We start from the raw sequence: 7,220 nt of genomic DNA on the forward strand, positions 1-7,220 counted from the left end.
ACACCTAACCCTTTACGGCAGATCGAGCTACAGTAACGATCACTACGGCAGGTCGATGCCGTCCAGGGGATCTTCTTCGCGACCTTCCTCCGGTGCTTCTTCTACCTCGCACAAAGTGACGGTGGCACCGGTAGGATCCGCGATCAAACACAGGCGCCCGAACGGCGAATCCCACGGCTCGCGGATGACCTCGCCGCCAAGCTCAGCGCAGCGGGCAGCGGCCGCATCGGCATCGGCAACACCCAAATACGTCTGCCAAAAGCCCTTGACCTGCGGCGGGAATTGCCCCTCGGCCTTCCACAGGCCTGCGAAAGGCGCACCATCGGCCATCGCCGCGGCATAGGTGCCATTCGGGTAGACGCCATCGGCATCGGCTTCGTCGTCGGTCAGCGTGCGGATACCCCAGTCGAATAGCTCATGATAAAACTCCACCGCGTCCTCGAAACCGGCATTGCAGGTCAGCTCATGCCACACCGGGGTGGACGGCTCACCAGCAGCGATGAACTTATCCTCACCCTTCGGCTGCAACAGGCCAAACAGGCCACCGGCGGCGTCGGCAAGCACGGTCATGGTGCCCAACTCCACCTCGCGCGGGTCCGCCAACACACTGCCACCAAGCTTCTGCACCTTCGCGATATCACCAGCGATATCGACGCTCAAGAAATACGTCACCCAGGTATCCGGCGCATTCGTGCCCTCCGGCTGTGGAATCAGCCCGGCAACCGGCAAACCCTGCAGGCGCGCGATGCGGTAATCATCACCGCTGATCTCCCAACCCAACAGATCGGAATAAAACTCGGCCGCAACCTGCGGATTCGAGGTAGTCAGATCCGTCCAATAAGGCATGCCAACTTCGGCAATAAATGCGGGCATTACAGGTTCCTCCACTTCTCGGGATCAAAATCGTCGTCGGCGGTGGCTTCGTCAAAGTAATCGTCGTCGGCAAGATCGTCGCCGAGATCGTCGGCCGCAGCCACAGCCACACACTCGTCGTCAATGCACACCACATCGCCAGGGTGCAGCGCGGCGCCACGCTTGTCGACGGGTGCGCCGTTGACAGTCACCGCACCGGCAGCGATCAGCTCTTTCGCCTCCCCGCCGGTGGCCACCAGGCTGGCCAGTTTGATGAATTGGCCCAGCTTGATCGATGCACCACTAATGGGGATCGAGGGGTAATTATCCGCAGTCGTCATAGCGGCCAGGTTACCGAACCGCCGCGGCTGCCATTAAACGCAGCCGCCATTACACCTGGTCGCGAGGGGTGATCTGCATGGTGTCGATGTTCATGTGCGCCGGTAGTGCCGCGACCCAGCGCACTGCCTCGGCGATGTCCTCGGCGCTCAGGTTCAGCTTGTCGGCATAGACCTCGGCGGCCTTCTCGGCATCGCCGCGGAAACGATTCAGCGAGAACTCCTCGGTGGCCACCCGGCCCGGGTCGATCTCGGTAACCCGCAGCGTCCCCGGATTTTCTAGGCGCAGCACCCGGTTGAACGCCCGCACCCCGTGCTTGGCGGCGTTATAGCCCGCGCCACCGGCATACGGGGTCCAGCCAGCCACCGAGCCGATGTTGACCACCAGGCCGGCGTTGTCGCCTGCAGCGTTATCGGTAGAAGCCAGCAACGACGGCAAAAACGCCTTGGTCACGCGCACGGTACCGGCGACGTTGATCTCATACATGCGATCCCAATCTTCCAGCGAAGATTCCGCGATCGATTCCAGCCCAATCGCACCACCAGCGTTGTTGACCAGCAGGTCGATGCGTCCGACGGCTGCCGCCAGCTTGTCGACGCTTTCCTGGCTGGTCACGTCCAGCTGGTGCGCGGTGGCACCGATCTCGGCAGCGAGCTTCTCCAACCGGTCCATGCGCCGGGCGGCGATGACGACGCGCCAGCCGTCGTCGGCAAGCGCTTTCGCGGTGGCGGCACCGATGCCGGAGGATGCGCCGGTGACCAGGGCGGTTTTCTGCTGTGCGTTGGTAGAATCAGTCATGCATCACATTTTAGTGGACGCGGCTGGGCTCGCAGGGCCGCTCGGCGGCTACAGTGGATAGCGATGAAACTGCATTCCTGGGCACTGCCATCCTGGACGCCGCGATCCTGGCGGTGGTTCCTGCTCGCGCCCGCTTCGGTGGCGCTCGGGTGGACGTTGGATGCGGTGGGGCTGCCGGCGGCGTGGATTATCGCCGCGATTTTGATCTCTGGCACCTGGAGCTTGTCGACGGGCGAGCAGCTGAATGTGCACCCGGTGTTTTATCGTTTCGGCCGCGGCATCATCATGACGCTGGCGGCGGTGCCGTTGACGCAGATTCCGGCGGCTGACCTGCTGCATTTCTTGCTTCCCGGGTTGTTCGTAACCGTGTTTACGGTGACCGTGGGGGTGGCCGGTGGTGTGCTGCTTTCGCGTGCACAGCCGCGGCACATTAGCCCGGAGACCGGTGTGCTGTCGATGTTGCCGGGCGGGGCATCGGTGGTATCGACGCTGGCGATCGATTTCGGGGCGAATTTCCGCTACGTCATGCTCACGCAGTTTTTGCGGGTACTGGTGTTGTCGCTGACGCTGCCGGTGATCGTGCACTTGTTCATGAGCGAGCAGCTACATGAGGAAGGCTTGAGCAACGATAGCCCGTGGTGGATGCTGCTGGTGTTCGCCGCGATTGCCCTGGGTGCCGAGCCTGCCGCGCGACGGTTGCACGTGCCTGCGCCGACGGCATTGGGGCCGCTATTGGCGACGGTGCTGGCTGCCGCCGTGCTTCCCGAGGGCGTGGAGGTGGCACCGCCGGCGTATTTGGCGATCGTCGCGTTTTTGTCGATCGGCTGGGTGTGCGGTGGTTCGTTGCAGCGCGATACGCTGGCGTTTTTCTCCAAGCAGTTGCCTGCGACGTTCGCGTTTTTGGGTGCGCTGATGGCGGTGTGCGCGCTGAGCGCGTGGCCGCTCACGGTGTGGCTAGACATCACCTATTTCGAGGCTTATCTGGCGACCAGCCCCGGCGCGCTGGAGACTGTGTTGGCATTGTCTGCGGAAGGCAGTGCTGGTGCCGAGGTGGTGGCGATCCAGATCATCCGCTTGTTGGCGGTGCTGTTGCTGGCGAGCTGGCTGCCACAGGTGCTGCACGCGGTGCGGAAGCTGCGGCATTAAAGCTGGGGTTTGACCTCTTTATTGACGAGAATCTCCAGCCAAGTGTCCAAGGCCAATTGCATTCAAAATCGCACCAAATAAGCTCCAGCAGCACAGCCTGCAATTTTTGCCCCGATGATGACGGCTGGAACAAAAGATAATAAGCGCTTCAGTCTCCTGAAAGCCACTATGGTTCACTTACAAGGAATAAGACAAGGAGAAGCTAATTATGCATAAGGCGTTACTCAATGGGCTACTTGGTATAGCCATTGGCGGATTTGCAATCTTTATAGTGTGGGTCGCACTTCCCTCCCCTGAATCTCCTTGGTTCTTCTTTGCTGCTTTTCTAGCAATAACCGCTATCAGTGCTGCAGCTGAAATCATCCAAGGCTTAATAAAAAGAAAGAGAAAGAAGCCGGATTCAGCCCCAACTTGAACATAACACTCAACATAACACTGGTGTTATGTTATGTGGGAAGTTAAGGTGTTATGTTCGGGCATCGGGGTCACCGGACTCATTCTTACCGCCCTCATTCTTCACGACGCGGTAGCGCTGCTTGGGGCTGCGCTGTGGTTCGGTAGGTTTTGCATAACCGGTTTTTACCAGTGTGTTGAGCGCTTTTTGTACGGCCGTTCGGCTCAGCTGGGTTTCGTTGACCAACTCTGTTGTCGACCATGATTCCTTTTCTCCCAACAGCTGCTTCACCTGGTCAGTAGCGGTTCCATGGCGCTCTTCTTGGATCACTCGCCGTTTATAAAAAGTGATAGTGAAATGCGTCAGGGAGTTTTTGTATTTCGGTGGTGGCATGAGCGCTTTCGCAAGTGCTTGTTCAATCACCGCAATACCAGAACCCCTGTTTTCCGCAACAGGACCACCATCATCGAAGCGAAGCTCTTCCAAGAACGTTGAAAGACGCTGGTTGCGCGAGCTAGTCACACCAGCCTCTCCTAGATTTCCGGTGGTCACACCACCGTAAAGACCACCTGGGTTAGTGATTTCCAGCCGGTCTTCGTACATCATGATCTGCACCTGACTGCCGCGCGCTTCCGGTGAATAGTCACGGTGCATCAGCGCATTCACCAAGGCCTCGCGCACAGCTTCCAACGGGTAATCCGGCATGTCGGTGCGATAGACCTCGCCAATCTTGCTGGCAGTACGCATATTTTTGCGCACCATAGCGATGCCAGCTTCTACCATGTCCGGGATGGTTCCCGGCAAAGTGACACTATCAAGGAACCGCACGCCGTCGGCAAGTTCACCAATTTCCGTACCAGGAATGAGAGCAAATGCCGTGGTCAACCGCGGGAAAAATTGCTGTGGATAATCCCCCATCGTCAACAGCGCGGCGAAGGTCGGGTGATCGTCGGCAAGCACCCCAAGCCGATGCTGCGCAACATCACTACCCTGCGCGAACGTTTTTGGGCGCAGCTCTTTTTGTCGACGCAGAAAAGACTCCAGTAACTCGGTGTCGAGGTGTTCCGGGCCAGCTTGTTCTACCGGCCCATAATCCCAGTTCGGCTGTTGTTTTTCTTCCAACAACCGATCAATTTCATATTGCTTGAGCAACCGCTCGCCATCACCGGTGCGGGTATAGGCTCCTTTATATAAACCCCTCTCAGAGACATAACAAGGTTTATCTTGCCGACGCAACGGCTCCACTTCGACAACAACCAGTTTGCTGCCGTCAAGAACATGGGTGGACACATCTGGGCGCACAACCGGGGTCAGTTGCTCGCACCGCGTCGCAATTGCATCGGTGGCCTGCGCGCTATCGAAACCCTCGATGGGAAAATATCCGTTCTGTTCATCGAGGCCCACCAGTATGATGCCACCGTCGTCGTTGGAAAAGGCAGACAGGGTTTCTAGTACGTTCTTGCCGACGCGTGATTTCACCTCCACCCGCTGGGTTTCCCCAACTATGCGCAGGTGATGAATCATTTCTCGCAGCTGCTCAGGTTCCATAATGCGAGCATAACACTCAACATAACACCAGTGTTATGTTATGTGGGAAGTTAAGGTGTCATGCTCCGTAGCGCGCGAATCATCCGGCAGCAGCGCGCTTGCTTCACCGTGGGTAGTAATCACCAGCGCATCACGCACACGCGAGGAAGCTGCATACAGTGAAGTGCCCTAAAAAATTATTCCTTGGCATCCCAAGGTATTTCGGTCCGAAGTTCTATAGTTCTGACGCGTATTCCCTGCGGAAAATATCAAAAATCCCAAAAGCGGAAAACACCGTACGGTATATACGATTTCACTATTGCATATATAACCAATACCTAAAGAATAGGCGACAATGTGTACAGTACAAAACTTAATCTATCTCTACCATTAGAAAAATGGTTGGAATATTTTCCACAAAAGGTTGCAAATGATAGAAATAGGGAAAATATCCTCGTGCAGAAAAGTAGTACAACGGGAATATCAATTATCCAAAGTTCTTTATTCTAATCACAAAATCTAAAACTGCTCCTGAGAAGCGCCCATCCCCGCATACGCGGGGAAAACGTTGCGGCTTCCTCCAGGCCAAAAGCCGTACCCGGCTCATCCCCGCATGCGCGGGGAAAACCAGATAATCAGTACCCGACGTACCACGCTCAAGGGCTCATCCCCGCATGCGCGGGGAAAACTCACCGCTCCACGAAACCGAGTCCCACAGCCGGGGCTCATCCCCGCATGCGCGGGGAAAACGTTCGCACCGAGTCGCTGTCGAAAATCGCTGCCGGCTCATCCCCGCATGCGCGGGGAAAACGGGCCTTGTGCTGCAGCCGGAGGCTATCGTGGAGGCTCATCCCCGCATGCGCGGGGAAAACTGATCGTGGCGTTTATCGCGGCCGCATCCGGCGGGCTCATCCCCGCATGCGCGGGGAAAACCAGTAGTACACCCCGGCGGCTTTATGGGGCACGGGCTCATCCCCGCATGCGCGGGGAAAACTTCCGTTCTGCTAGCAGCGTGAGGTAGCGCTTGGGCTCATCCCCGCATGCGCGGGGAAAACATATGACAACTTCCATAAATACGGCGGGCGCAAGGCTCATCCCCGCATGCGCGGGGAAAACGGAGACATCGAACAGTGCGTTGTTCTGTGGTGGGGCTCATCCCCGCATGCGCGGGGAAAACACCGTAAGGATCTCCACCATGGCATCGAATCTAGGCTCATCCCCGCATGCGCGGGGAAAACCCACGTATGGCAACGTCTGTCATCTCTGTGGACGGCTCATCCCCGCATGCGCGGGGAAAACGAGCCGATGCGGTTGCCGGATAGTGGGGGCTGGGGCTCATCCCCGCATGCGCGGGGAAAACGCTCGATAACCTCCACATCATCACACCCCAGCGGGCTCATCCCCGCATGCGCGGGGAAAACGGTGGACTGGGCGTATGGGCGCTCATCGACGCGGGCTCATCCCCGCATGCGCGGGGAAAACTCAACTCTGTGCAGAGATGGCTATCAATGAGCGGGGCTCATCCCCGCATGCGCGGGGAAAACGGTTGTTTCGTCAATGTGACGAAAATTGATGGGGGCTCATCCCCGCATGCGCGGGGAAAACTGTTCTGTGGTGTTTTTTTCGGCATGGTGATTCGGCTCATCCCCGCATGCGCGGGGAAAACCCTAGCGATCGTGGTACGAGATGGTCAGCTGTGGGCTCATCCCCGCATGCGCGGGGAAAACAGCGGCGGTATCGTCGTGCATGTCTTTGAAATGGGCTCATCCCCGCATGCGCGGGGAAAACACCGTAAGGACTTCCACCATGGCATCGAATCTAGGCTCATCCCCGCATGCGCGGGGAAAACTATTCACACCATTTGTGGATTACATCACTGTTAGGCTCATCCCCGCATGCGCGGGGAAAACCCGGTGCTTTATGGGCATGATTTTAATGATCCGGGCTCATCCCCGCATGCGCGGGGAAAACCCACGTCAATTTCATCAACCGACTTCAGCGCGGGGCTCATCCCCGCATGCGCGGGGAAAACCTAGGGCGCTCTAAATTCAGCCCGGCCTTGCGGGGCTCATCCCCGCATGCGCGGGGAAAACAATTCCACATCATCCGAAACGAACCGCGTGCACGGCTCATCCCCGCATGCGCGGGGAAAACGTAGCCCCTG

6 protein-coding genes and 1 CRISPR repeat array are annotated in these 7,220 nt (G+C 58.0%); of the genes, 2 read left to right on the forward strand and 4 right to left on the reverse strand.

Going from position 1 to position 7,220, the window contains the following annotated elements; genetic code table 11:
- Positions 1-42: 42 nt before the first annotated feature.
- From U1140_RS05280 to U1140_RS05290, 3 genes are read right to left on the reverse strand one after another with little or no spacing between them, the layout of a single operon-like run.
- Positions 43-873: a VOC family protein gene (locus U1140_RS05280; protein ID WP_369846490.1), complete on the reverse strand. Its 831-nt coding sequence runs from the start codon at positions 871-873 to the stop codon at positions 43-45.
- Positions 873-1,193: an RNA-binding S4 domain-containing protein gene (locus tag U1140_RS05285; protein WP_369846491.1), complete on the reverse strand. Its 321-nt coding sequence runs from the start codon at positions 1,191-1,193 to the stop codon at positions 873-875. Before U1140_RS05285 ends, U1140_RS05280 begins: the two co-directional genes overlap by 1 nt.
- Positions 1,194-1,242: 49 nt before the next feature.
- A complete protein-coding gene (locus U1140_RS05290) occupies positions 1,243-1,989 on the reverse strand; it encodes an SDR family oxidoreductase (protein ID WP_369846492.1) in 747 nt (248 codons plus the stop codon).
- A 63-nt stretch (positions 1,990-2,052) separates the two neighbouring features.
- Between U1140_RS05290 and U1140_RS05295 the strand changes: the two genes are divergently transcribed.
- Together U1140_RS05295 and U1140_RS05300 are read left to right on the forward strand one after the other, a co-directional pair.
- Positions 2,053-3,135: an AbrB family transcriptional regulator gene (locus U1140_RS05295; protein WP_369846493.1), complete on the forward strand. Its 1,083-nt coding sequence runs from the start codon at positions 2,053-2,055 to the stop codon at positions 3,133-3,135.
- 208 nt (positions 3,136-3,343) lie between these two features.
- Positions 3,344-3,550 (forward strand): hypothetical protein, encoded by a 207-nt coding sequence (locus U1140_RS05300; protein WP_369846494.1) that lies wholly within the window; start codon positions 3,344-3,346, stop codon positions 3,548-3,550.
- 51 nt (positions 3,551-3,601) lie between these two features.
- On the opposite strand, the gene U1140_RS05305 is transcribed toward U1140_RS05300, so the two are convergent.
- The gene (locus U1140_RS05305; RefSeq protein WP_369846495.1) at positions 3,602-5,077 is read right to left on the reverse strand and encodes an ATP-binding protein; all 1,476 of its coding nucleotides are present in this window, start codon (positions 5,075-5,077) and stop codon (positions 3,602-3,604) included.
- Positions 5,078-5,595: 518 nt separating this feature from the next.
- Positions 5,596-7,210: a CRISPR direct-repeat array (repeat unit 28 nt; unit sequence GGCTCATCCCCGCATGCGCGGGGAAAAC).
- The last annotated feature ends 10 nt before the right edge of the window (positions 7,211-7,220 follow it).

This window comes from Corynebacterium drakensteinense (assembly GCF_041224285.1).
Taxonomy (GTDB): domain Bacteria; phylum Actinomycetota; class Actinomycetes; order Mycobacteriales; family Mycobacteriaceae; genus Corynebacterium.